At 67.7% G+C, this 24638-nt stretch carries 19 protein-coding genes and 3 tRNA genes; 17 read left to right on the plus strand and 5 right to left on the minus strand.

The annotated features are described in order from the left end of the window. Positions 1-10 precede the first annotated feature (10 nt). Positions 11-1816 carry a proline--tRNA ligase gene (locus EV379_RS04950; protein ID WP_207226197.1) on the plus strand — a complete coding sequence of 602 codons (1806 nt, stop codon included), beginning with the start codon at positions 11-13 and terminating at the stop codon, positions 1814-1816. 34 nt (positions 1817-1850) lie between these two features. Here the strand turns inward: EV379_RS04950 and EV379_RS04955 are convergent, their stop codons facing one another. Continuing rightward, the gene (locus EV379_RS04955) at positions 1851-3347 is read right to left on the minus strand and encodes an SDR family oxidoreductase (protein WP_130505158.1); all 1497 of its coding nucleotides are present in this window, start codon (positions 3345-3347) and stop codon (positions 1851-1853) included. Between the two features lie 91 nt (positions 3348-3438). Between EV379_RS04955 and EV379_RS04960 the strand changes: the two genes are divergently transcribed. Then, positions 3439-4599: a ferrochelatase gene (locus EV379_RS04960; protein ID WP_130505159.1), complete on the plus strand. Its 1161-nt coding sequence runs from the start codon at positions 3439-3441 to the stop codon at positions 4597-4599. Positions 4600-4660: 61 nt separating this feature from the next. On the opposite strand, the gene EV379_RS17485 is transcribed toward EV379_RS04960, so the two are convergent. Beyond that, the gene (locus EV379_RS17485; RefSeq protein WP_278044021.1) at positions 4661-5218 is read right to left on the minus strand and encodes a TetR/AcrR family transcriptional regulator; all 558 of its coding nucleotides are present in this window, start codon (positions 5216-5218) and stop codon (positions 4661-4663) included. Between the two features lie 149 nt (positions 5219-5367). On the opposite strand from EV379_RS17485, the gene EV379_RS04970 reads away from it, so the two are divergent. From EV379_RS04970 to EV379_RS04985, 4 genes are all read left to right on the plus strand, one after another. After that, a complete protein-coding gene (locus tag EV379_RS04970) occupies positions 5368-6900 on the plus strand; it encodes an MFS transporter (protein WP_242616244.1) in 1533 nt (510 codons plus the stop codon). Between the two features lie 86 nt (positions 6901-6986). Further along, on the plus strand, positions 6987-8036 hold the full coding sequence (locus EV379_RS04975; protein ID WP_130505161.1) for a 3-isopropylmalate dehydrogenase: 1050 nt from the start codon (positions 6987-6989) through the stop codon (positions 8034-8036). Positions 8037-8063: 27 nt separating this feature from the next. Next, positions 8064-9164 carry a branched-chain amino acid aminotransferase gene (locus EV379_RS04980; protein WP_130505162.1) on the plus strand — a complete coding sequence of 367 codons (1101 nt, stop codon included), beginning with the start codon at positions 8064-8066 and terminating at the stop codon, positions 9162-9164. A 33-nt stretch (positions 9165-9197) separates the two neighbouring features. Beyond that, positions 9198-9977, plus strand: a complete 780-nt coding sequence (locus EV379_RS04985) for a fumarylacetoacetate hydrolase family protein (RefSeq protein ID WP_130505163.1) — start codon at positions 9198-9200, stop codon at positions 9975-9977. A 299-nt stretch (positions 9978-10276) separates the two neighbouring features. Here the strand turns inward: EV379_RS04985 and EV379_RS04990 are convergent, their stop codons facing one another. Both EV379_RS04990 and EV379_RS04995 read right to left on the minus strand, forming a co-directional pair. After that, entirely contained in the window at positions 10277-10606 is a 330-nt protein-coding gene (locus EV379_RS04990; protein ID WP_130505164.1) for a GIY-YIG nuclease family protein, read from the minus strand. A 111-nt stretch (positions 10607-10717) separates the two neighbouring features. After that, positions 10718-11824, minus strand: a complete 1107-nt coding sequence (locus tag EV379_RS04995) for an aminotransferase class V-fold PLP-dependent enzyme (RefSeq protein WP_130505165.1) — start codon at positions 11822-11824, stop codon at positions 10718-10720. An 81-nt stretch (positions 11825-11905) separates the two neighbouring features. On the opposite strand from EV379_RS04995, the gene EV379_RS05000 reads away from it, so the two are divergent. The 8 genes from EV379_RS05000 to EV379_RS05035 all read left to right on the plus strand — a co-directional run bounded on the left by EV379_RS05000 (position 11906) and on the right by EV379_RS05035 (position 22537). Beyond that, positions 11906-12856 (plus strand): LysR family transcriptional regulator, encoded by a 951-nt coding sequence (locus EV379_RS05000; RefSeq protein ID WP_130505166.1) that lies wholly within the window; start codon positions 11906-11908, stop codon positions 12854-12856. Between the two features lie 11 nt (positions 12857-12867). Continuing rightward, positions 12868-14385 (plus strand): glutamate--tRNA ligase, encoded by a 1518-nt coding sequence (gene gltX / locus EV379_RS05005; protein WP_130505167.1) that lies wholly within the window; start codon positions 12868-12870, stop codon positions 14383-14385. Between the two features lie 16 nt (positions 14386-14401). Next, entirely contained in the window at positions 14402-15328 is a 927-nt protein-coding gene (locus EV379_RS05010) for an NAD(P)/FAD-dependent oxidoreductase (RefSeq protein ID WP_130505168.1), read from the plus strand. 130 nt (positions 15329-15458) lie between these two features. After that, positions 15459-15530, plus strand: a tRNA-Gln gene (locus tag EV379_RS05015). 191 nt (positions 15531-15721) lie between these two features. Continuing rightward, on the plus strand, positions 15722-17212 hold the full coding sequence (locus EV379_RS05020) for an anaerobic C4-dicarboxylate transporter family protein (protein ID WP_242616245.1): 1491 nt from the start codon (positions 15722-15724) through the stop codon (positions 17210-17212). Positions 17213-17302: 90 nt separating this feature from the next. Continuing rightward, positions 17303-18658 (plus strand): M20/M25/M40 family metallo-hydrolase, encoded by a 1356-nt coding sequence (locus EV379_RS05025; RefSeq protein WP_130505169.1) that lies wholly within the window; start codon positions 17303-17305, stop codon positions 18656-18658. A 34-nt stretch (positions 18659-18692) separates the two neighbouring features. Next, entirely contained in the window at positions 18693-20000 is a 1308-nt protein-coding gene (locus tag EV379_RS05030; RefSeq protein ID WP_130505170.1) for an APC family permease, read from the plus strand. An 83-nt stretch (positions 20001-20083) separates the two neighbouring features. Next, positions 20084-22537 carry a transglycosylase domain-containing protein gene (locus EV379_RS05035; RefSeq protein WP_130505171.1) on the plus strand — a complete coding sequence of 818 codons (2454 nt, stop codon included), beginning with the start codon at positions 20084-20086 and terminating at the stop codon, positions 22535-22537. A gap of 63 nt (positions 22538-22600) precedes the next feature. Here EV379_RS05035 and EV379_RS05040 read toward each other — a convergent pair whose 3' ends face one another. Continuing rightward, positions 22601-23245, minus strand: a complete 645-nt coding sequence (locus tag EV379_RS05040; RefSeq protein ID WP_130505172.1) for an MBL fold metallo-hydrolase — start codon at positions 23243-23245, stop codon at positions 22601-22603. An 86-nt stretch (positions 23246-23331) separates the two neighbouring features. Here EV379_RS05040 and EV379_RS05045 point away from each other — a divergent pair, with 86 nt between their 5' ends. The 3 genes from EV379_RS05045 to EV379_RS05055 all read left to right on the plus strand — a co-directional run bounded on the left by EV379_RS05045 (position 23332) and on the right by EV379_RS05055 (position 24582). Next, positions 23332-24234 carry a diacylglycerol/lipid kinase family protein gene (locus EV379_RS05045; protein ID WP_130505173.1) on the plus strand — a complete coding sequence of 301 codons (903 nt, stop codon included), beginning with the start codon at positions 23332-23334 and terminating at the stop codon, positions 24232-24234. 85 nt (positions 24235-24319) lie between these two features. Then, a tRNA-Glu gene (locus EV379_RS05050) sits at positions 24320-24395 on the plus strand. A gap of 114 nt (positions 24396-24509) precedes the next feature. Then, positions 24510-24582: transfer RNA gene (locus EV379_RS05055), tRNA-Glu, on the plus strand. The last annotated feature ends 56 nt before the right edge of the window (positions 24583-24638 follow it).

The raw sequence follows: 24638 nt of genomic DNA on the forward strand, positions 1-24638 counted from the left end.
AGTAGGGAGGGTGATTACACGCCTGTCGAACTACTTCCTCCGAACGTTGCGCGAAGACCCCTCCGATGCCGAGGTCACCAGCCACCGCCTGCTCGTGCGGGCCGGCTACATTCGCCGCCAAGCCCCAGGCGTGTTCGCGTGGCTGCCGCTCGGCCTGCGCGTCAAGGAGAAGATCGAGCGCATCGTGCGCGAGGAGATGCACAACGCCGGCGCGCACGAGGTGCACTTCCCCGCGCTGCTGCCGCGTGAACCGTATGAGATCACCGGCCGCTGGGAGGAGTACGGCGAGGGCCTGTTCCGCCTGAAGGACCGCAAGGGCTCCGACTACCTGCTCGCCCCCACGCACGAAGAGGTCTTCACGCTCCTCGTGAAGGATCTCTACAACTCCTACAAGGACCTGCCGCTGTCGATCTACCAGATCCAGGACAAGTACCGCGACGAGGCGCGCCCCCGTGCCGGCCTGCTGCGCGGCCGCGAGTTCACCATGAAGGACGCATACTCCTTCGACTACACGGATGCCGGCCTCGACGCCAGCTACCAGGCCCAGCGTGACGCCTACGAGCGCATCTTCACGCGCCTCGGCCTGGAGTACGTCATCGTCAAGGCGGATGCCGGCGCGATGGGTGGTTCCAAGAGCGAGGAGTTCCTGCACCCGACGCCGATCGGCGAGGACACCTTCGTGCGATCGGCCGGCGGCTACGCGGCCAACGTCGAGGCGTTCACCACCGTGGTTCCCGAGGCGATCCCCTTCGACGGGCTCGCTCCCGCCGAGGTGCTCCCGACGCCGGACACCGCCACGATCCAGACGCTCGTCGACGCCGCGAACGCGAACCACCCGCGCCCCGACGGCCGGCCGTGGACCGCCGCAGACACGCTGAAAAACGTCGTGCTGGCGCTCCGCTACCCCGACGGCCGCCGCGAGCTCGTCGTCGTCGGCCTGCCGGGCGACCGCGAGGTCGACCAGAAGCGCGCGGAGGCCGCATTCTCCCCGGCCGAGGTCGAGCCGGCCAACGAGGACGACTTCAAGGCCAACGAACCAGGTCTCTTTGACGGGATCGCAGGAGTGTACTTGACGAAGGGGTACATCGGCCCCTGGCACCCGCAGCATGGACAGTTCCTTGGTGAGCAGGCCTTCCCTGACCGTCAGAACATCCGCTACCTGCTCGACCCCCGCGTCGTCCCCGGCACCGGCTGGATCACGGGCGCCAACGAGCACGGCCACCACGTCTTCGGCCTCGTCGCCGGCCGTGACTTCACGGCGGACGGCTTCGTCGAGGTCGCGGAAGTCCGGGACGGCGACCCCGCGCCCAACGGCTCCGGCCCGGTGGAGCTGGCCCGTGGCATGGAGATCGGTCACGTCTTCCAGCTCGGACGCAAGTACGCCGAGGCGCTCGGCCTCAAGGTGCTCGATGAGAACGGCAAGCTCGTCACCGTGACGATGGGCTCGTACGGCATCGGCGTCACCCGCATCCTCGCGATCATCGCCGAGCTCAACAACGACGCGAACGGCCTGATCTGGCCGCCGTCCGTCGCGCCGTTCGACGTGCACGTCGTGGCCACTGGCCGTGACGCCGCCGTGTTCGAGGCGGCGGAGACCGTTGCCGCGGCCCTCGAGGCCGCGGGCAAGGACGTGCTCTTCGACGACCGGCCGAAGGTCTCGCCCGGAGTCAAGTTCGGTGACGCTGAGCTCATCGGCGTTCCGACGATCGTGATCGCCGGCCGCGGTGTCGCGGACGGTGTCGTCGAGATCTGGGACCGCCGCACGGGAGTGCGCACCCCCGTCGCCATCAGCGAGGTGGCGGAGGCACTCGCCTAGAACGCACGGCAACCCACGGAAACGGCCAGAGAGCTCAGCGCACTCTGGCCGTTTTCGCATCCTCGCTGCGAGCCTCGGCCTCCAGCACGATGCGGTTCGCCATGCCGGCGAAGATGATGCCGTGGAATGGCACGAGCACGTACCAGTAGAGCCTGCCGGCCAGCCCGTGCGGAAAGTAGATCGCGCGCTGCCGGTAGACGCGCCGATCACCGACGTCGCGCGTCTCCAGCTCGAGCCAGGCGCGACCGGGAACGCGCATCTCGGCACGCAGGCGCAGCCTGGCTCCCGGCTCCACCCGCTCCACTCGCCAGAAGTCGAGAGCGTCACCCGTGTGCAGCGTGGCGGTGTGCCTCCGCCCCCGGTTCAGACCGACGCCGCCGACCAGTTTGTCGAACCAGCCGCGCACCGCCCACGCCAGGGGGAATGAGTACCAGCCGTTCTCACCGCCGATTCCCTCGATCACGGCCCAGAGCTCCGCACTCGCCGCCGGCGTCGAACGCTCCCTCTCATCCACGAAAACGGTGTGCCCGGCCCAGTCGGGATCGCTGGGGAGCGAATCGGCCGGGGCGTCATGCAGGCTCGCGCCGTGCCAGGACGTCTCGACCGTGCCATCCTTCATTCGCGCCAGCGCGAGGCGCACGGCCTTCCGGTACCCGGTGAGACCGTCATCCGGGGGCGGGATCAGCGCGTCGATGTCGTGTTCGCGCACCACGCAGTCGTACTGCAGCGATTCGATGATCGGAACGGCGAGCCTGCGGGGGATCGGTGTCACCAGGTTGACCCACTGGGAGGCCAGCCAGGGTGTCAGCACGGGCAGCGGTGCGATCGGTCGTTGCGGCAAGCCCGCCTCGACGGCGTAGCCGTTCATCATCTGGCCGTAGCGCAGGATGTCCGGGCCGCCGAGGTCGAACGTTCTGTTGACGTCGTCATGCACGCTCACCGCTCCGAGCAGGTAGTGCAGCACGTCACGCACCGCGATGGGCTGCACGCGATTGCGCACCCATCGCGGCGCCGGCATGTACGGCAGGACCTCGGTGAGGTGCCGGATCATCTCGAACGAGGAGGAACCCGAACCGATCACGATGCCGGCCTGCAGTGCGACCGTCGGCACCCCGGAGCCCAGGAAGAGCTCACCGACCGCCGCCCGTGAGCGCAGGTGGCGGCTGAGTTCCGCCGAGTCCGGGTGGAGGCCACCCAGGTAGACGATGCGGCGCACGCCGGCGGCGAGCGCCGCATCCGCGAGGTGTCGCGCCGTCTGCAGCTCGGTCTCCTCGAAGGAGCCGCTGGCCGAGAGCGAGTGGACGAGGTAGACGACGACCTCACAGCCCTCGCACGCCGACGCGACGTCCGCGGGGTTGAGCAAATCGCCTTCCATCACCTCGACGCGGTTGCGCCATGGCACATCCCGCAGCTTGTCCGCGGAGCGGGCGAGCACGCGCACGCGGTGGCCGGCATCGAGGAGCCTCGGCACCAACCGCCCGCCGATGTACCCGGTCGCGCCCGTCACCAGCACGGATCGGTGTTCCTGCATCGCAGCCCTCCGCTCTGGGCCGGCACGCCCACAACACCATGTTACGTTAATAACTAGCCTAGCTAGATAAATAACGATTGATGGAGCAGCAATGCACAACACGGATGACACGGCCCCGACGCACTACGACGCGATCCTGCTCGCCGGCTTCGGCGGGCCGGAGGGGCAGGACGACGTCATCCCCTTCCTGCGGAATGTGACGAGGGGGCGCGGCATCCCGGAGGAGCGACTCGAGGAGGTCGCAACGCACTACCGGCACTTCGGCGGGGTCAGCCCGATCAATGATCACAACCGCCAGCTCAAGGCCGCGCTGGAGGCCGAGCTCAAGCGCCGTGGCATCGACCTGCCGGTGCTCTGGGGCAACCGCAATTGGGCGCCCTATCTGAGTGAGGCGATTGAGGAGGCCGAGCGGCGCGGCTTCCGCTCGCTCATTGCCATCGCGACCAGCGCGTACTCCTCGTACTCCAGCTGTCGTCAGTACCGCGAAGACCTCTGGGGCGCCCTGGATTCCAGCGGAACGCATGGCACCATCACGATCGACAAGGTGCGGCAGTTCTTCGACCACCCCGGCTTCGTGACCCCGTTCATCGACGGCGTTGATGAGGCCATCGCCGCGTGCGAGGTCGACTTCGGCGCGGCCGGCCTCGCCGATGAGGTCGAGGTGCTGTTCGCCACGCACTCGATCCCAACGGCGGATGCCGAGCGCTCCGGCCCCAGGGACCTCGACTTCGGCCACGGCGGCGCATACGCCGCTCAGCACAACGCCGTCGCCGAGGTCGTCATGCTCGCCGTCGAGCAGCGCAGGGCCGAGCGCGCGAATGCGGAGCCGCTCGCTCCGGTGCCGTGGCAGCTGGTCTATCAGTCCCGTTCCGGAGCGCCGAGCACCCCGTGGCTGGAGCCGGACATCAACGACGCGATCGCCGAGCTGCCTGCTGCCGGCCGCCGCCGCGTCATCGTTGTGCCGCTCGGCTTCGTCAGCGACCACATGGAGGTCATGTGGGATCTGGACAACGAGGCGCGTGAGACAGCGGAACAGAGTGGTCTGAGCATGATCAGGGTGGCAACACCCGGGACCAACAGGGACTACGTCTCCGGGCTTGTCGACCTCGTTCTCGAACGCCGAGACGGCGTGCCCGTCGCGGAGCGCCCGGCGATGACGACCCTCGGGCCATGGCCCGATGTGTGCAGACCGGCATGCTGCGAGAACGCCCGTCTGGGTTTCAAGCCGGCGCTCGCCGGCATCGCCCCGTGACGACCGGGCCGGATGTGAGCTTCGAGCTGAGCTGAGCTGAGCAGCGGCCAGGCGAGCGGGCCTAGTCGAGCAGTCGCCCCAGCACGGCAAGCAGCCGGTCGATCTGGGCAGCGGATGCCGGCGAGCTCGGGTCGATGCTCGTGCCGGCGACCGGGCCGGCGAGTGCGGAGTTGTAGTACAGGCCGTCGCTGACCAGGAGGACCGCCTCGGCGATGTCCGGGTCGCCGACGGCCTCTTCGATGACGGCCAGCCACTGCACGCGGAGCGCGGCGAGCGCCTCATTGGCGGCCGGGTGCTTGCCCTGGGCCAGGCAGGCCGCGGCGATGATCGCACGGTCGAGCGGGGTGCCGGCGTTCACGGAGGTGCGGATCAGGTAGTCGACGGATCCGGCCGGCGCGGTTCTGATGTTCTCGACATCCGTCGTGCCGAGTGCGGTCATCCGGGCGAGCTGCCCCTCGACGAGCGCGTCCTTCGATGCGAAGTGGTAGAGCAGACCGCCCTTGGAGACCCCGGCGATGGCCGCGACGGCATCCAGCGTCGCCGCCTTTTCGCCGTCGTCGATCAGCAGCGCCTCGAAGGCGTCGAGAATACGGTCGCGCGTTGGGTGTGCGGTGCTCACACGCCCAGCGTAGCGAGGAGGCTGTGCCGGCATTTGACTACTGTACCGGCTGGACGGTATTGTTGTCGAGTCCAAGTTGCGCTCGGCGCAACCGCGCGCACAACAGAACGCGCGCAGTAGAACGCACAGAATTGAAAGAGCTGATAGTCGTGTCAACCCCCACCGTGAACACCACCGCGTCAACTGCCGTGCAGTCGACGCGCAGCAAACGGCAATGGGTCGCGCTCGCAGTGCTCATGCTGCCCGTGTTGCTGATCTCCATCGACAACACCGTCCTGAACTTCGCCCTGCCTGCCATCTCGGAGGCGCTCCAGCCGACGGGCACCCAGTTGCTCTGGATGATCGACATCTACCCGCTCATGCTCGCCGGACTGCTGGTGTCGATGGGCAGCCTCGGCGACCGCATCGGACGCCGCAAGCTTCTGCTCATCGGTTCGGCCGGATTCGGCATCGTCTCGGTGGCCGCCGCATTCGCCCCGAGCATCGAATGGCTCATCGCCGCGCGCGCCATGCTCGGCTTCTTCGGCGCCATGCTGATGCCGTCGACCCTGTCGCTGCTGCGCTCCGTGTTCACCGACCGGGATCAGCGTCGCCTCGCCGTCGCCATCTGGGCCAGCGGATTCGCGGCGGGAAGCGCCCTCGGACCGATCGTCGGTGGAATGCTGCTCGAGAACTTCTCGTGGGGCTCAGTGTTTCTCCTCGCGGTGCCGCTGCTCGTGCCGCTCATGATCCTGGTCCCGATCCTCGTCCCCGAGTCGCGTGACCCGCACCCGGGCAAGATCGATGTTCCGAGCATTCTGCTCTCGCTCGTCACGATGCTGCCCATCGTCTTCGGAATCAAGCACATCGCCGAGAGTGGTTTCGACGTGCTCGGTGTCGTCGTCATCCTCATCGGTGTGACGGCGGGCGTGCTCTTCGTCCGCCGCCAGTACCGGCTCGAGACGCCGATGCTCGATCCCGAGTTGTTCCGGCGTGGCGCGTTCAGCGGCGCGGTGCTGATCAACCTGCTCAGCGTCGTCGCCCTGGTCGGTGGGCTGTTCTTCGTCTCGCAGCACCTGCAGCTGGTGCTCGGACTCTCGCCCATGACCGCCGGCTTCGTGCTGGTGCCGGGGCTTGTGATCATGATCATCGCCGGCCTCGCCGTCGTGCCGGTTGCCAAGCGGGTGCGACCGTCGCGCCTCGTCCCGGCCGCGCTGCTGATCTCGGCCGGCGGCTACGCGGCGATCGCGCTGAGCGGCGGGCACATCTCCGCCCTCGGCATCGCGATCACCTTCAGTGCGCTCGGCCTCGGAATCGGCGCGGCGGAGACCGTCTCGAACGAGCTCATCCTCACGAATGTGCCAGCCGACAAGGCCGGCGCCGCGTCGGCTGTCTCCGAGACCGCCTACGAGCTGGGCGCTGTGCTCGGAACCGCCATCCTCGGCACGATTCTCACGGCCTCCTACCGCGCGGCCGTCGAACTGCCGCAGGGTCTGAGCGATGTCCAGCAGGCTGCGGCCGGTGAGACGCTGGGTGGCGCCGTGGCCGTGGCCGCTCAGCTGCCTGCCGATGCGGCAGCGGCGCTGCTCGACTCGGCACGGCTCGCTTTCGACAGCGGTGTCGGCCTTGCCGCCTGGATCGGCACCGCCCTGGTGCTGGCCGCCGCGGTCATCGGCCTGACCACACTCCGTAACGCACGCTAGAGGGGCGCGAACGGGGTGGGCCTCGGTACTACGCTGGAGACAGTCGTGCCGCATGGCCCACCCCCTCGCAATTCTCAAGGAGTGCAATGTCCCGTGTCGTGAAACTTGCTGTCATTCCCGGCGATGGGATCGGCCCAGAGGTCATTGCCGAGGCGCTCAAGGTTCTCGATGCCGCAACGGCGAGCAGCGACGTCACGATCGACACGACCCACTTCTCTCTGGGCGCGAACCGCTTCCTCGAGACCGGCGACGTCCTGACGGATGCCGACCTCGATGCCATCAAGGCGCACGACGCCATCCTGCTCGGCGCCGTCGGCGGCGTGCCTGGCGACCCGCGCCTCGTCGGCGCCAACATCGAGCGCGGACTGCTGCTCAAGCTGCGCTTCAGCCTCGACCACTACGTGAACCTGCGCCCGACCGTGCTGTTCCCCGGCGTCGCCAGCCCGCTGGCCAATCCGGGCGATGTCGACTTCGTCGTCGTTCGCGAGGGCACAGAGGGCCCGTACGTCGGCAACGGCGGCGCGATCCGCCAGGGCACGCCGCATGAGGTCGCCAACGAGGTCTCGGTCAACACCGCCTTCGGCGTGGAGCGCCTCGTGCGCCACGCCTTCGCCGTGGCATCCGCCCGCCCCCGCAAGAAGCTCACGCTGGTGCACAAGACGAACGTCCTCGTGTTCTCTGGCGCGCTCTGGCAGCGCACCGTCACGGCGGTGGCCGCCGAGTTCCCCGACGTCACCGTGGACTACCTGCACATCGACGCGGCGACGATCTTCTTCGTGACCGACCCTGCTAGGTTTGACGTCATCGTCACGGACAACCTCTTCGGCGACATCCTCACCGATCTGGCTGCGGCAATCAGCGGCGGCATCGGCCTCGCGGCATCGGGCAACATCAACCCGAGCGGCCAGTTCCCCAGCATGTTCGAGCCCATCCACGGCTCGGCCCCCGACATCGCTGGCAAGCAGCTGGCCGACCCCACCGCGGCGATCCTCTCCGTCGCGCTGCTCCTGGCCCACCTCGGCCTGAGCGCGGAAGCCGACACCGTCAACACGGCCGTGACCGCCGACATGGCGGCCCGCACCGGGGAAGCCCGGTCGACCGCCACCATCGGCGACGCCATCGCCGCCCGCATCTGACCCACTCCCGATCGACAAGGACGAACGATGACCAGCAGCCCAGCACCCCTCGAATTCGCCGTCACCCGCAACCTGGTTGGCGCCTCGGATGCCGCCCGCGCCGAGATTCTCGCGAACCCCGGCTTCGGCAACCACTTCACCGACCACACCGTCGACATCTGCTGGTCGGCCAAGGGCGGATGGCACCGGCCGCGCGTGCAGCCGTACGCCCCGATCCCGCTCGACCCCGCCGCCGCGGTTCTGCACTACTCGCAGACGATCTTCGAGGGCATGAAGGCCTACCGGCACGAGGACGGCTCGATCTGGACCTTCCGCCCGGAGGCCAACGCGGAGCGCATGCAGCGCTCGGCGCGCCGCCTCGCCCTGCCTGAGCTGCCGACCGAGTACTTCATCGAGTCGCTCAAGCAGCTCATCGCGGTCGACGGCGCCTGGGTGCCGTCGGCACCGGACGAGAGCCTGTACCTGCGCCCATTCATGTTCGCCAAGGAGGCGTTCCTCGGTGTGCGTGCAGCGGAGAAGGTGGCCTACTACGTGATCGCCAGCCCCGCTGGCGCATACTTCCCCGGTGGCGTGAAGCCGATCTCGATCTGGCTCTCCACCGACTACGCCCGCGCGGGCCGCGGCGGAACCGGCGCAGCCAAGACCGGAGGCAACTACGCCTCCAGCCTCCTGCCGCAGGCAGAGGCGTACAAGCAGGGCTGCGCCCAGGTGCTTTTCCTCGACTCCTCTGAGGGCAAGTACCTCGAGGAGCTCGGCGGCATGAACGTCGTCCTCGTCTACAAGGACGGCCGCGTCGTCACGCCGGAGTCGCCCAGCATTCTCGAGGGCATCACCCTCGACTCGGTGCTGCAGCTGGCCCGCGACCGTGGCCTCACCGTCGAGCAGCGTCGCGTCACCCTCGCCGAATGGCAGGAGGGTGTCGCATCCGGTGAGATCACCGAGGTGTTCGCCTGCGGCACCGCCGCCGTCATCACGCCGATCGCACAGCTGCGCAACAACGAGGTGACCATCGGCGATGCCGACGCCCCGGCCGGCGAGCTCACGATGTCGCTCCGCGAGGAGCTCACCGACATCCAGTACGGCCGCCGTCCAGACCGTCACGGCTGGCTGACCCGCCTCGACGCGTAGTCGCCGCCCCACCGCCTCCGAAAGGTCCTTCCAGTGAAGATCGCACGCTTCAGCCACGACGCCCGCATCGCCTATGGCATCGTCGATGACGGCGACCTCGTCGTGCTCGCCTCCGACCCCATGTTCGGCGGACTGGACACGACGGGGGAGCGGGTGCCGCTCGCGGATGCCGTGTTGCTCGCACCCGTCATCCCGCGTTCCAAGGTGATCGGCGTCGGCCGCGGCTACTACGCGAGCGAGGCCGAACGGGACGAGCAGGAGGCGGAGGGCGACCGCAGGCTCGAGCCGCAGTTCTTCATCAAGCCGAACACGACCGTCGTCGGGCCGGGCGACCGCGTCGTGCTGCCTGCGGCATCCGCCGAGGTCCACGGTGCTGCGGAGATCGCGATCGTGATCGGCAAGATCGCCAAGAACGTGTCGATCGAGGAGGCAGAGGACAAGATCTTCGGCTACACGATCGCCAACGACCTCACGGCGGTCGACCTGCTGAAGAGTGACGACCACAGCGCGCGGGCGAAGAGCTTCGACGGCTTCTGCCCGCTCGGCCCGCTGATCGAGACCGAGTTCGACCTCGAGGGCATCGACGTCAGCGGCGGGGTGAACGGCGCGCAGGCGCAGAACGGCGACACCGCGCTGCTGCGGCACTCGGCAGCCGAGACGGTGTCGTTCCTCTCCAGCTGCTTCACGCTGCTGCCTGGCGACGTCATCCTCACCGGTGCGCCGGCCGGCTCATTCCCCGTGCAGGCTGGCGACGTCGCGACCGTGACCGTCGAGGGCATCGGCACGCTGAGCAACCCCATCGTCCGCCTCTAGCGCCACGGCTGCTCCCGTTGCTCGAGTAGGCCGCCGCTGCTGCTTCCGTTGGTCGAGTAGTCCGCTTGCTGTTGCTTACGTTGGTCGAGCAGGCCGCTTGCGGCCGTATCGAGACCCGGTTCGGGTTGAAACGGGTTTCTGCGGGTCTCGATACGCTCGTTCCTCGCTACTCGACCGGCGGAGGCGGGGCCGAGCTTGTTTACGTTGGTCGAGTAGGCCGCTTGCGGCCGTATCGAGACCCGGTTTCGGGTTGAAGCGGGTGTCTGCGTGGTCTCGATACGCTCGTTCCTCGTTCCTCGCTACTCGACCGGCGGAGGCGGGGCGCTCTCGGTGCCGGAACGCGGAGTCTGGAACCGCTTCTTCGCGAGCGATGGCAGCACGGTGTCGCCGATGCCGTCGATCAGCGCCCGTCGCTTCGCACGTCCCCAGCCTTGAACCTGCTTCTCGCGTCCATGGGCCTCCGCGATCGACTCGTACTCCTCGAAGTACACCAGCCGAACGGGCCGTCGTCGTCGCGTGTATGCCGCCCCGCCATCGTGGTTGTGCTGCCACACGCGCTGCTCAACGTCCCACGTGCTGCCAACGTAGAACGACTTGTCGGCGCACTCCACGATGTACATGTACGGCATTGATGCAGTATTTCGGATTGTCGCGCTCGCCCGCAGAAGTTATCCACAGCACGTCGCGAGACGCTTGCTACTCGCTACTCGCTACTCGGCCAGCGGAAGACCGCGAGAGCCTCAGCGGCCGAGGGCGCGGAGCGCGTCGCGCACGTCGTACTCGTCGTTCCAGAGGTGGAACGCGACCCGTGCGCAGCCGGCTCGGCCCGATGCGGTGATCCCGGACGCCGTCAGCTGCCCGAGCGCCGTACCATCGGCATCCGGCCAGCTCACGATCGCCTGACCGCGCGCCTCGATTCCGAGACCGTCGCAGAACGCATCGGCCAGCCCGACGGCGTGCGTGCGCACCGCCTCGAGGTCGAGGCTCCGGAACAGTTCGATCGCCGGCTCGGCGCCGACCCAGGCCTGCCAGGCCGGTGATGCGTCGAATCGGCGCGCGCTGGCCGCGAGCTGCATGCCAGGTCCGTAGCAGGCGGCGATGGGGTCCTCGCCGGCGTACCAACCGGTGTGCAGGGGGCGCAGCTCGTCCTGGAAGGCGCTCGAGACGGTGAAGAAGGCCACGCCGCGTGGGGCGCAGAGCCACTTGTAGCTGTGGCAGATCGTGGCGTCGAATGCCTCGGCATCGACGGGCATCCAGCCGGCGGCCTGGGTCGTGTCGCACAGTGTGCGCGCGCCGTGCCTGCGTGCGGCGGCGGTGATGCCTGCTGCATCCGCAACGGCGCCGGATGACGATTGCACCAACGAGAACACGACGAGGGCCGTGTCGGCCGTGATCGAGGACGCCAGCTCGGCCAGCGGAACGTGCCGCACGCGGACACCGCGGTGCTCCTGCCCGAGGAAGGGGAAGACCATCGAGCTGAAGTCGCCGTCGACGCAGAGCACCTCGGCACCGTCGGCAACGCTTGCAGCGACCATGCCGGTGAACACCGAGGCCTGGGCGCCGATGGCGACACGGTCGACCGTGGTGCCGACGAGGCCGGCGTAGCTCGCGCGCACCCGCTCGACGGTGGCGGCGTAGTCTGGCACGCTCGCCTCGCCGCGGGCCCAGCGTTCAGCGTCGCGCAGCGTTGCGGCGACCGTCTCCGTCGTCGGCAGCCCCATCGTGCATGCGCTGAGGTAGCCGCGGCCGCCACGGAAGAGGGTGGCGGCGTCGCTCAGCGATGTGCTGCCGGGCACCACGCGGTGCGCCGTCGTGCTGACGGGGCGGTGGCTCGTGGCGCTGTGCATGGTTCCAGCTTGAGTGCTCCGATTCCATTCGACAAGGGGAGTGATTCAATGTGATTGATAAGCAACGGTTATGATTGCGGAATGAGCGCAGAACTCGATCTCGATTCCCACTCGCTGCGCGTTGTCGACGCCATCGCCGAGCACGGCTCGATCACGGCGGCGGCCGACGCGCTCGGCTACAGCCAGCCGGCCATCAGCCAGCACCTGAAGCGCCTCGACCAGCGCATCGGCATGCCCGTCGTCGAGCGCGTGGGCCGTGGCGTGCGCCTCACGGAGGCCGGGCTGGTGCTTGCCCGCCACGCCCGCCCCGTGATCAGGGCGCTCGATGCGGCGGCGGGCGAGTTGGCCGAACTCACCGGCTTGCGCTCAGGTCGGGTGCGGCTCGCCGCGTTCCCCTCCGCGTCGCCGACGATCGTCCCGCGGCTGCTCGCGGCGATGGCCGCGCGGCACCCGGGCATCAACATCAGCTACATCGAGGCGGAGCCGCCGGAGGCCGTCTCGGCCGTGCGCGAGGGCAAGGCCGACCTCGCGCTCACCTTCAGCTACCCGGGTGACCGGGTCGATCCGCACACCGAGAGCGCGCACGGCCTGCGCGCGGAGGCATTGAGCCGGGAGGAGATGATGCTCGTGCTGCCAGCCGGTCATGAGTATGCGTCATCCGAGACCGTCGACGTCGCCGCGCTCTCCGCTGAGGCCTGGATCGCCGGATGCCCGCGCTGCCGTGGCCACCTGCTCGAACTCTGCGATGCCGGCGGTTTCACCCCGCGCATCGGCTACGAGACCGACAACTTCCTGGCGGTCATGAGCATGGTGGCCGCCGGCCTCGGCGTCGCGATGCTGCCGACCCTCGCGATCGAGTCGGTGGGAACGCCGGCCGGTGTCGTCGTGCGTCCGACGAGCAATCGCAATCACCGCACGATCCACGTCGTCACGACCCCGGGGGCCACGCACGTGCCCGCGATCGCGGCCACCCTGCGCGTGCTCGAAGAGCTCACCGCTTCTCCAGCAGACCATTCAGCCAGCGCCAACTAAGATTGGTCACGATGTCTGACGCAAATCACCCCTGGTCCACCGCCACCGGCAGCGACGTACGCGTGCGCTTCTGCCCCTCGCCCACCGGAACGCCGCACGTCGGCATGGTGCGCACCGCCCTGTTCAACTGGGCATACGCGCGCCACACCGGTGGAAAGCTGATCTTCCGCATCGAAGACACGGATGCCGCCCGCGACAGCGAGGAGAGCTTCCACCAGCTCGTCGACGCGCTCAGCTGGCTGAAGCTCGACTGGGACGAGGGCGTGAACGTCGGCGGGCCGCACGAGCCGTACCGGCAGTCGCAGCGCACCGACATCTACCTCGGTGTGATCGAGAAGCTCGTTGCGTCAGGGCACGTCTACGAGTCGTACTCGAACGCCGAGGAGATCGACGCCCGCAATGAGGCGGCGGGCCGCCCCAAGCAGCACGGCTACGACAACTTCGACCGCGATCTGACCGAGGAGCAGCGCGCCGCCTTCCGCGCGGAGGGCCGCGAGCCCGCCCTGCGTCTGCGGGTTCCGGACACCGATCTCTCCTTCGACGACATGGTCCGCGGCGAGATCACCTTCCCGGCCGGTTCCTTCACCGACTTCGTCGTCGTGCGCCCGAACGGCGCGCCGCTGTACACGCTGGTGAACCCGGTCGATGACGCGCTCATGCAGGTCACCCATGTGCTGCGCGGCGAGGACCTGCTCTCGTCGACGCCCCGCCAGATCGCGCTCTACCACGCGCTCATCGACATCGGCGTGACGAGCTTCGTGCCGCGCTTCGGCCACCTGCCCTACGTCATGGGCGACGGCAACAAGAAGCTCTCCAAGCGCGACCCCGAGTCGAACCTGTTCCACCACCGCGACCGCGGGTTCATCCCAGAGGGCCTCGTCAACTACCTCTCGCTGCTCGGCTGGTCGCTCTCGCACGACCGCGACGTCTTCTCGATCGAGGAGCTCATCGCCGCGTTCGACGTCGAGGACGTGAACCCGAACCCGGCCCGCTTCGACCTGAAGAAGGCGGAGTCGATCAACGGCGACCACGTGCGCAGGCTCGACGTCGCCGACTTCGCCGCGCGCACCGTTCCCTACCTCGAGAAGGCCGGAATCCTCACGGCTCCGCTCAGCCCGAGCCAGGCGGCAACGCTGGCAGAGGCCGCGCCGCTGGTGCAGGAGCGCATCACGCTGCTCGGCGAGGCGCCCGGCATGCTCGGCTTCCTCTTCACGGATGCCGCCGGCCTGGAGTACGACGAGCAGGCGCTCGCATCGCTGCCGGCCAACGCCGGAGAGGTGCTCGCGGCATCCGTCGACGCGCTCGATCGTATTCCCGCGGTGGAATGGACGCACGAGCAGCTGCAGGAGGCCCTGAGTGGCGCCCTGATCGACGGACTGGGTCTCAAGCCGCGCGTCGCATACGGCCCGCTGCGCGTCGCCGTGTCCGGTCGCAAGATCTCGCCGCCGTTGTTCGAGTCGATGCAGATCCTCGGCAAGGATGACACGTTGGCGCGTCTGAACCGACTGGCTGCTTCGCTGACCGCGTAGTTTCGAGGGGGTTGCAATGAGCGAATTCGACGTCGCCGTGATCGGGGCGGGGCCGGCCGGGTTGAGCGCGGCCCTCGGCCTCGTGCGCTCCCGCAGGACGGTCCTGCTGATCGACAGCAACCGTCCGCGCAATGCGGCGACGCTGCGCTCGCACGGCTTTCTGACGCGTGACGGTGTGCCGCCGCTCGAGCTGCGCAAGCTCGGCCGGGAGGAGTTCGAGGGCTACCCGGGCGCCAGCTTCCATGCCGGCCTGGTGCAGAGCGTGCGCGCGCTGCAGGGCGGTGGCTTCGAGCTTGCCGCCCGCGGCATCCGCGGTGCGGCGAATCTCGAGGTCACGGTCGGCAACATCGTCGTCGCGACGGGGCTGGTCGAGACGATGCCATCGGTGCCGAGCCTGCGCGCCTGGTACGGAACCGATCTGCACAGCTGCGTCGAATGCGACGGCTACGAGAAGCGTGATGAGGCCTTGGCGCTCATCGGTGAATCGGCTGACCTCGCCGAGCGCGCACTTCTCATCAGCCAGTGGTCGAACGACCTGATCGTCTTCACCAACGGTGCGGATGCCGTGAGCGCCGCCGAACAGGAGGCGCTCGGGGCCCGCGGCATCGCCGTCGAACGCCGCCCCATCGCCGACGTGGTGGGGGAGCAGGGTCGGATGACGGGTGTGCTCCTCGCCGATGGTGAGACGGTTCCCCGCGAGGCCGGGTTCGTGCGCCCGGCCTGGACTCCGGCCATCGGCTACCTCGACGGACTCGGCATCGCACTCGATGCCGAGGGCCTCATCGCCGTCGATGCCTGCGGACGCACGAGCGTTCCCGGCGTCTACGCGGCCGGTGACTCGACCGCACCCGGCCCGGAACAGCTGATCATCGCGGCCGGGCACGGCGCGCAGGTCGCCGCTGCGCTGAACCGCGATCTGCTCGGCCCGCTCCTGCCGGTCTGACGGCATCCGCCGACGGATTCCGGCGGCGGCACGCGCGGGATTCCGGCTCGGTTTTGCCCGATCTCTCGGCATGGGATAGAGTTCTTCTCGGTTCGAAGTTCGCTTCGCGGCCACCGGCCCGGTAGGGCATTGGGGTATGGTGTAATTGGCAACACGGAGGTTTCTGGTACCTTTGTTCTTGGTTCGAGTCCAGGTACCCCAGCAGTGAATACAGTACGAACCCGGGATTGATATCCCGGGTTTTCGTCGTTTAACGGCCCCATCGCGGCATCCGCCGGCCGGCCGAGCGAACTTTCACCCTTGCAGCATGATGGCCGCGCCATCCCGGCCTGTTTACTCTGGGCCACATCGGCGAGGGCGTGCTCGTCGGGCCGCTGCCTAGGGTTGGGGGTAATGATGGAGTATCTGCTCGTCGCGTTGCAGGGCTGTGTTGTCATCGGGGCCATCGTGCTCGGTGTCCGAACCGGGGGCCTGGGGCTCGGGCTCTGGGGGGTCGTCGGCACGGTCGTCCTCGTGTTCGCCTTCCACCTTCCACCTGGTTCCATCCCCGTCGACGCCTTCTTCATCATCATCGCCGTGATCACGGCATCCTCGGCGATGCAGGCGGCCGGCGGCATCGACTACCTGGTGAACATCGCGTCAAAGATCATCCAGCGAAATCCGAAACGGCTCACCTACGTGGCTCCACTCGTCGCGTTCGTCTTCACCGTGCTCTCCGGCACCTCGAACATCTTCTTCGCGCTGATCCCCGTCATCTACGAGACCTCGTACCGCAACGGGCAACGCCCGGAGCGGGCACTCGCGGCATCCACCGTCACCTCCGGACTCGGCATCACGGCCAGCCCCGTGTCTGCGGCGATGGCCGCGTACATCGTGCTGATGGACGGAACCGGATACGGTCTGCCGCAGATCCTGCTCATCACGGTGCCGGCGGCGATCGTCGCCTGCATCGCCACCTCCTTCGTGCAGCAGCGCCTCGGAAAAGACCTCCTCGATGACCCGGTGTTCATGAAGCGAGTTGCGGAGGGAACCGTCGAGGTGCCTGCCGCGCTCCAGGAGCGCTACGCGGCGCGCGTCGGCCAGGTCGCGACCTCGGCGGGCGGAGCGGGCCCGGTGTCCGGTGGGGCCGCGGCCGGAGGTGCTGCGGCCGGCGGTGCTGCGGCCGGCGGTGCTGCGTCCAGGGGCGGCGCCAAGGCGACGCCGGTGCTGATCGAGCATCCCGTGCCTGAGGGCGGAGCGACGGCCGCGTGGATCTTCGTCACCGGCACCCTGCTCATCGTGCTTCTCGGCCTGTTCCCCGGACTGCGCCCGGCATTCCCCGATGCGGAGGGCGAGCTCGTGCCGATCGGCATGTCGACCGTCATCGAGATGGTGATGTTCAGCGTGGCCCTCGTGATCATCCTGGTCAGGAAGGTGAAGCCGTCGCTCGTCGTCGAGCAGCCGCTGCTCAGGGCCGGCTTCGTCGCCGCCGTCGCGCTGTTCGGAATCGCCTGGATGGCCGACACATTCATCTCGGCGAACGAGGAGACGATCATCGAACCGCTCGGCGCGATGATCGAGGCCAACCCGCTGTTGCTCGCCGTCGCCCTGTTCATCGTCTGTGGTCTCACGACGAGCCAGTCGGCAACCACGAACACGCTCATCCCCATCGCGCTCGCCGCCGGGCTCGCGCCCGGAATCATCACGGCCATGTGGCCGTCGCTGATCGGTGTCTGGCTGTTCCCGGCCAATGGTTCGCAGATCGCGGCGGTGGAGACAGACCTCACCGGTTCGACCAAGCTGACCCAGGTGCCGATCTGGCACTCGTTCACGATCCCGATGCTCGTCTCGTGGGTTGCTGTCGTCATCGCCGGCCTGCTGATCCAGCTCGTCGTGCCTGCCTGAACCGGCGCAACGCCCACCTCGTCGACGCAACCGCGTAGACCCAAGCTCATCGACACCACCCTGTAGACACCACCCTGTTTGGAGGCACCAATGTCCGACCCAGAACAGATCGCGCGCGGCGCGGCAGAGCTGATGCCCGAGATCATCGAGAGGCTCGAGGCTCTCGTGCGCATCCCCTCCGTCGCCTTCCCGGGATTCGATCCGGAACCCGTACACGCGATGGGGGCGGCGGTCGTCGAACTCTTCGAGGCGGCCGGCGCACACGGGGTCAAGCTCCTCGACGTCCCTGGCGGCTACCCGTGCGTTTACGCCGACCTGCCCGGCCCCGCCGGCTCGCCGACGGTGCTGCTGTACGCGCACTACGACGTGCAGCCGGCGCCGAAGAGCCAGGGGTGGACGAGCGAGCCGTTCGAGCCGGTGACGAAGTCGGACGGTCGCATCTACGGCCGCGGTGCGGCCGACGACAAGTCGGGTCTCGTCATCCACTACGGAACCCTCGCACTCCTTGGAGCCGATCGCCCGTGCAGCGTGAAGATCCTCGTCGAGGGCGAGGAGGAGACGATCTCGCACCTCGAAGCCTTCGTCGAGGACAACCCGGAGCTCTTCGCGGCCGACGCCTATGTCATCGCCGACATCGGTCCGCAGAAGGTCGGCCGACCAGGGCTCACCACCGCGCTCCGCGGCGACGTCGCGTGCACGGTCACCGTGCGCACCCTGGCCAACCCCGTGCACTCCGGCATGTTCGGCGGCGCGGCCCCCGATGCGATGACGGCGATGATCCGCGTGCTCGACTCGCTGCACGACGAGAACGGCGACACGGTGATCCCCGGTGTCGACAGCAGCAGCTGGGCCGGCGCGAGCATGGAGGAGTCGGTGTACCGCGAGGGATCCGCGATCCTGCCCGGTGTCGAGTTCCTCGGAACCGGCACGCTCTCCGACCGGATCTGGGCGAAGCCGTCGGTCACGGTGCTCGGCATGGATCTGCCGAACACGGCTGAGGCCTCGAACGTGCTGCTGCCCGAGGTCACCGCGAAGCTCTCGATGAGGATCGTTCCTGGATCGGACGGCGACGCCCAGCTGGAGGCGCTCATGGCACATCTCCGCTCGCAACGGCCGTGGAACTGCGAGGTCGAGGTGGAGAAGGTGAAGGTCGGCCACGCCTTCGCCGTCGACGAGTCGCACCCGGCGATCATCGCCGCATCTACGGCTCTCGAGGCCGCATACGGAGTTTCGGTTGAGTCGATCGGCAGCGGGGCCTCGATCCCGCTCGTCGCTTCGCTGCAGAAGGTCGCGCCGGAGAGCGCCATCATCCTCTGGGGAGCTGAGGACACCGCCCAGTCGCGTATCCACGCCTCCGATGAGTCCGTCGACCCCGGCGAGATCGAGCGCATGATCGCCGCCCAGACGCTGTTCATCCTCAACCTTGCCGAGCGCAGCCGCGGCTGAGTACCGCGGGACACGGGTAGTGGAGGCGATTCCCATGACAGCTCCAAGCGGCGCGAAGCGGATGACGGTCATTCAAGCGACCTTCATCGGGGTCGGCTCGATGGTCGGTGCAGGTATCTTCGCGCTCCTCGGCGCGGCGGGCGCCGTTGCCGGGGCGGCCGTCTGGCTGTCGTTTCTCGCCGCCGGTGTGATCGCAGCGTTGCAGGGATACTCCTTCGCCAAACTGGGCGCCAAGTATCCGTCTGGCGGCGGGATCCTCGGCTACCTCTCGCACGGTCTCGGCGAGGGGCATCTGACGGGGATCGCGTCGTGGCTGTTCTTCACGGCCGGGTCCATCGTCGTCGCGATGATCGCCTCATCGTTCGGCGCGTACGCCAGCTCGGTGGTCGCCGGCGGCGATCCGTTCTGGGCGACGGTGCTCGCCCTGGTGTTGATCGTGGTGATGACGGCCCTCAACGCGGTCGGCTCCACCGCCGTGGCGCGCGTGCAGTCGGTGATCGTGGTCGTTGTGCTGGCGATCCTCGTCGTCTTCGCCGCGGTGACCATCGCGAACTGGAACATCGAGCTGCTCTCGCCCGCCGGGTACCCCGGCGTCAGGGAGATCATCGCCAGCATCGCGCTCACCTTCTTCGCCTTCCTCGGATTCGGTGTGATCACCTTCACCGCGAAGGACCTCCCCAATCCATCACGCCAACTGCCCAAGGCGATCTACCTCGCGCTCGCCATCGCCACGACGATCTACGTCGCTGTGTCGCTCGGGGTATTCGGAACGCTCACCGCAGACCAGGTTGTCGAGTACGGCACGACGGCGCTCGCCGAAGCCGCCAAGCCGACCCTCGGTCAGGCGGGATACGTGCTCATGGTGATCACGGCGCTGTTCTCGACGACCGGCGCGGTCAACGCCGGACTCTATCCGTCGATCGGGATGACGGCGCACCTCGCCTCCGTCGGGCAGTTCCCGCCGGTGTTCGGGCGCTCGATCGGGCGATTCCCGGTCGGGCTCCTGGTGATGGCGGCCCTGGCCAGCATTCTGGTGGTTGGATTCAACGTCAACAACATCGCGTCGATCGGCAGCGCCGTCGCGCTGCTCGTCTTCACGGCCGTCACCGTTGCGCACTTCCGCCTGTACAAGATCACCGGTGCCAACATCATCGTGTTGGTGATTGCGCTCGTGGCGACCCTCGGCACATTCATCGTGTTCTGCACGACGACGCTCGCGAACGAGCCGGCCACCGCGATCGCACTCATCGGGATCATCCTGCTCTCGATCGCAGTGGACTTCATCTGGAAGGCGCGCGCACGCCGTTCGAGTCCACCGGCCCAGCCCGAACCGGCTGGCTGATCCCGACATCCGATCGCTACGAATCCGTGCCGAGAAGTTTCTGGACTTCGACGGAATGTTGTTGTTCCATAGATCACTGAGCAATGTTCACGAATGTGCAGGCCGGGGGTGAACGCGTGGGACGCAAGGATCGAAATCCTGCCTTCACAGAGACTCGCAGCGTCGGCGGGGTCTTCGGCGGGCTGCTCGGCCTCGTTGCGGCGGCCGTCGCCGCCGGGGCCCTGCTGGCCGGGGCGGTCACCCCGGTGCTCGCCGTCGGCGGCCTGGCGGCAAGCAGGTCGATCGCCTATTTCGAGGGCTTCCCCGACTACCTCGCGATCACGCCGCTGTCGCAGAAGAGCAACATCTTCGCCGTGCAGAGCGACGGCAAGCCCGTGCTCCTCGCCTCCTTCTACGACCAGAACCGCATCGAGGTCGGTTGGGGTGGCGTGAGCCAGTTCATCAAGGATGCCGCCGTCGCCGGCGAAGACCCGCGTTACTACGATCACGGCGGCATCGACGCCCAGGGCACCCTGCGCGCCGTGGCGATGACCGTGCTCGGCGACGACATCCAGGGCGGTTCGTCGATCGCGCAGCAGTACGTCAAGAACGTGCACGTGCAGGAGTGCGAACGGGCGGCCACCGAAGAGGAACGGCTGAGCTGCTACGACGAGGCGACCGAGACCTCGCCGTCACGCAAGCTCAAGGAGATGCGGCTGGCGCTGGGCCTGGAGAAGCGCTACACCAAGGACCAGGTACTGCTCGGTTACCTCAACATCGCCGGTTTCGGAGGCACGGTGTACGGGGTCGAGGCGGCCGCCAACTACTACTTCAACACCACGGCAGCCGGGGTGACGCTCGCCCAGGCGGCCAGTCTGATGGCGATCGTGAACAACCCGGTCAAGTTCCAGCTCGACCATCCGGACGACTGGCAGAACGGCGTGGCCAACGGCTACGCGGCGAACAAGGCGCGCCGCGACTACATCCTCGACCAGATGCTGCGGTACACGAAGATCACGAAGGCGCAGCACGATGAGGCGGTGGCGAGTCCCGTCGAGCCGATGATCACGGAGCCGAGCACCGGGTGCCAGAGCGCAGGCAACGCCGCGTACTTCTGCGACTACGTCAGCACCGTGCTGCAAACCGACCCGACCTTCGGAGTCGATGCGGACGCCCGCATGCTGAACTTCCGGCGTGGCGGCTACAACGTATACACGAGCCTGGACCTCGATCTGCAGGGGGCCGCCGCCGCGACGATGGCGGCGAATGTTCCGATGACGTACCCAGGTTGGGACGTCGGGGCTGTGATCACCAGCGTGCAGGTCGGCACGGGCAGGGTGCTCGCGATGGTGCAGAACAAGTTGTACAGCCAGGATCCGGCGGTCACGGCCAATGATCCGAACTACACGGGAATCAACTACAGCACCGACTACGCACACGGCGGATCGAGCGGATTCCAGCCGGGATCCGGCTACAAGGTGTTCACGCTCGCCGAATGGCTGAAGGAGGGCCATTCGCTGAACGAGCGGGTCGACTCGCGCCCCAAGGCGAACTGGGGAACGTTCCAAGACAGCTGTCTCGGCCCGCAGAACTACAACAGTGAGCACTGGAGCCCGAAGAACGATGCCAACGAGTCGGGTGCGAACTACACGGCGCTGCAGTCGACGGTGCAGTCGATCAACACCGGATACATCGGCATGGCGAAGAAACTCGACCTCTGCGGTATTCGCAAGACCGCCGAGGCCTTTGGGATGCATCGGGCAGACGGCGACCCGCTCGTGCAGAGCGCATCGGCCGTGATCGGCATCAACGAGGTCGCACCCCTCAGCATGGCCGTGGCCTTCGCGGGGATCGCCAACAACGGAGTCACATGCAGTCCAGTGGTAATCGATCGGATCGTCAAAGCGGACGGTACTGAGCTGCCGGTTCCGCAGTCCACCTGCTCGCAGTCCGTCTCGGCTGAGGTCGCCGCGGCCATGCACTTCGCCCTGCAGGGCGTGATGACGGGCGGAACGGCGACGCAGTCATACTTCGCCACGGAGCCGCGGGTGCCGGTCATTGGCAAGACAGGAACGACTGACGGCAACAAAGACACCTGGATGAACGGGGCGAGTAGCAAGGTGGCAACCGTCGCCGCCGTCGTGAGCGTGACCGGGGATGCGAATCAGCGCGCGATCTCCTTCGACAGCGGGCTCGCCTCGACCGCCAGGCACCGGATGTGGCCGGCCGTCATGTCCGTTGCGAATGCGAAGTACGGGGGAGACGAGTTCACGACGCTGCCCCCGTCTGCGATCGTCGGAGAGCGTTCCGATGTCACCGGTGAGATCACGGATGACATCCCTGGAGACGACACAGGCGGCGGCACTGTTGACGATACCGGCGGCGGCACTGTTGAGGACACCGGCGGCGGCACTGTTGGGGACACCGGCGGCGGTACTGGTGGCGGTGGAAACGGTGGCGGCAACGGCAACGGGAACGGCAACGGCAACGGGAACGGCAACGGAAACGGGAACGGGAACGGGAACGGGAACGGGAACGGAAACGGGAACGGCGAGTAAGCCGTCAGCGTTTCGACAGGTCATGGCCGCTGCCAGCCATCGCGGGCGTCAGCCGAGCGAGGCCTACAGCTCGATGCTGTCGCCGGGGGTGAGCGCCCGGAAGGTGCCGCCGCCCTGCTCAGTGCTCCACGCAATGCGGGCGTTGGAGAGTGCCTTGCCAGCATCCGAGAGCAGCATCTCGTGCGTCGGGAAGCTCTGCGCGGGGGCAACGGACTCCACGTAGTCCATCGCCTCGGCGATCTTCATCCACGGGGCGCCTGCCGGTACCGCGAGTACCTCAACGGACGCACCGGTCGGAGCGACGAAGGAGTCCCCGCCGTAGTAGAAACGCTCGTTCACCAGCACGCCGAGGTTGTCGATGATGGGGATGGAACGGTGGATGACGGCATGCTCACCGCCGAAGAAGCGGAGCTCGAAGCCGTCGACGGACGCGGCGCCGCCCGCCTCGACCTGCGTGACGTCGATGCCGTGCGCGGCGGCCGCGGCCACGACTCCGGCCGGCCCGAAGATCGGAACGCCTGGCTTGGCCTCGCGGATGCGCTCGATCTGCTCCGGGGTCCAGTGATCGTCGTGCATGTGGGTGATCACCACGGCGGCGGTCGACGCGTCGGCCGCGACGGGGCGAGTGAACTTGCCCGGATCGATGAAGAGGGTCTTGCCGCCTTCTTCGATGACGACGGCGGCGTGTTCCAGCTTCGTAATGCGCATGTCTGTAGCAAACACCGTGCCGCATTCACGCGCAACACGCAGTGCGCAATTCGTGCGCGGGCGCCGGGCACCGCCATAATCGGCCTATGTCGACTGCTCCGCTGCGCCTGACCGTGGCCATCAACCCGAATGCATCGTTCGGGCGACGCCGCGACGTCGGACCGCGCGTCGCCGAACGCCTCGTCGAGGCCGGCTATGAGGTCGCGATGCTGCGCGAACCCAATCTCGAGCTGCTGCGCCGCGAGGCTGAAGACGCCGTCGCGCGCGGAACCGATGCGCTCATCGTCGTCGGCGGTGACGGCATGGTCTCGCTCGGAGCCAACCTCGTCGCCGGCACATCGATCCCGCTTGGCATCGTGGCATCCGGAACCGGCAACGACATGGCCAGGGTGCTCGGTCTGCCCCTGGACGACGCGGATGCCGCCATCGAGCGGCTGCTCGAAGCGCTGCAGCGTGCGCCACGCGTGATCGACGCGGCCCGAGTGCGCCACGGCGCCCTCACGACCTGGTTCTGCGGCGCGCTCTCGGCCGGCTTCGACGCCAGGGTGAACGAGCGGGCGAACCGCATGACGCGCCCGCGCGGCCCCAGTCGGTACACGATCGCCATGTTGCGTGAGCTGTTGAGCTTCAAGCCGATCCAGTACTCACTCGTCGTCGACGGCGTCACCCGCGAGGTCAGCGCCATGCTGATCGCGGTGTCGAACGGCGTCTCGATCGGCGGTGGCATGAAGATCACCCCCGACGCCGAGCTCGACGACGGTGAGCTCGACCTCTTCATCGTGAGCGCACTGTCGAAACCGCGGCTGCTCCGACTCTTCCCCCGGGTGTTCTCCGGCGAGCATGTGAGCGAGCCGGAGGTAGAGATCACGCGGGTTCGCAGCGTCTCACTTCTCGCCGCCGACATCGTCGCCTACGCGGACGGGGAGCGGGTCGGCCCGCTTCCGGTCGAGGTCGAGATCGTGCCAGGTGCGCTGAAGGTTCTGGCCTGACAGGACCCCACAGAACGAAACGCCCGGGCGTGCGTCGATTTGGAACGACCGATTCCCTGTGACATACTTTTCAAGTTGCAAAAACGGCCCCATCGTTTAGCGGCCTAGGACACCGCCCTCTCACGGCGGCAGCACCGGTTCAAATCCGGTTGGGGTCACCATCAGCCCGGCTCCCGCATTTCGCGGGAGCCGGGCTTTTTGTCGTGACTTTCCGCGCCGGGAACCGTGTTCTCGGCCGGGTGAAAAGTACGGCATAATTGTTACGTTGCACAAACGGCCCCATCGTTTAGCGGCCTAGGACACCGCCCTCTCACGGCGGCAGCACCGGTTCAAATCCGGTTGGGGTCACAATAAGAAAGCCTCCGGTTCGCCGGAGGCTTTCGTGCTTTCCAGCTGTTTCCCGT

The sequence above is a fragment of the Microterricola gilva genome (assembly GCF_004217495.1).
Classification (GTDB): Bacteria; Actinomycetota; Actinomycetes; order Actinomycetales; family Microbacteriaceae; genus Microterricola; species Microterricola gilva.